Below are 899 nucleotides of genomic sequence, written 5' to 3' on the forward strand. Positions count from 1 at the left end.
CCTTCGGCTTTTCTATTCCGTTATTATTTGCTAAATTACGTGCAAATACCACGCAACAAACCATATACTAGACCGTTGTAAGCAATTTCCCAAAAATCAACATATGAAAATAAAACCGAATGCTTCTTCTAATGAGATGTCTTCACCATTTTATAAAATGAATGAAAATTTTTGTACTGATTTTGAAAATTTTATCGCTAAAAAAAACGGAAAAGTGAAAGGTAAATATAACGCTTGGTCTTATCAGGTTTTCGGAAAAATATACTCACCAAAAAACTGGAATTTGATGTATAAAAAAGCAACCTTTACATCAAGCGGTAATTTATTGCTATCATCTAAAGATCAAAGTCTATTAGTAATCGTAGAATGGGAAACTGAAAGAAAAGGGACCCATAATTCTGAATTTCGAATAAGAAAAAAAACAAGAACTGATTTTTTTAAAAAAATTGTAAACAAATCCATATCTGACTTGAATTTGTCTGAAGAATATATCTTGGAAACGAAAAATAATAAACCGAAATTGATTTCTAAACTTACTGAAATATTAAAAAGTCTTTTCTTATCAGGAGAAATATATAAAATTGAACATCGGAATGACAAACTGAAAATTGAAATGAGAACAGAGAAACATCATTTCGAAATATTTGAAAGATTAATAACTGAAATATAAAAACTGCTTACAACACCGTGTATAATTAATTGCTAGGTTCTTCCCTACTTGCGAATATTCCTGCGGAATATTCACGGGTTCGTAAAAGTTTGCTAATTTAGTTGCTTAACCACGCAACTAACCATACACAATCACGTTAGCACACATTAGATGAATGAACTTTCCTGAAATAGGTTGACTAAAAATTAAACCATTAATTATAGTCACTTATGAAAACACAAAATGAACA

The 899-nt window shown here is 29.5% G+C and carries 1 protein-coding gene; it reads left to right on the forward strand.

From position 1 onward, the window contains the following. Nucleotides 1-103: 103 nt before the first annotated feature. Nucleotides 104-670: a hypothetical protein gene (locus tag HM986_RS17605; protein WP_179336353.1), complete on the forward strand. Its 567-nt coding sequence runs from the start codon at nt 104-106 to the stop codon at nt 668-670. Nucleotides 671-899: the final 229 nt, after the last annotated feature.

The sequence above is a fragment of the Winogradskyella costae genome (assembly GCF_013403865.1).
GTDB classification, from domain to species: domain Bacteria; phylum Bacteroidota; class Bacteroidia; order Flavobacteriales; family Flavobacteriaceae; genus Winogradskyella; species Winogradskyella costae.

Bases quoted from the DNA above. Each gene is read 5' to 3' on its own strand.
- HM986_RS17605 (WP_179336353.1), top strand. From the start codon at position 104: ATGAAAATAAAACCGAATGCTTCTTCTAATGAGATGTCTTCACCATTT.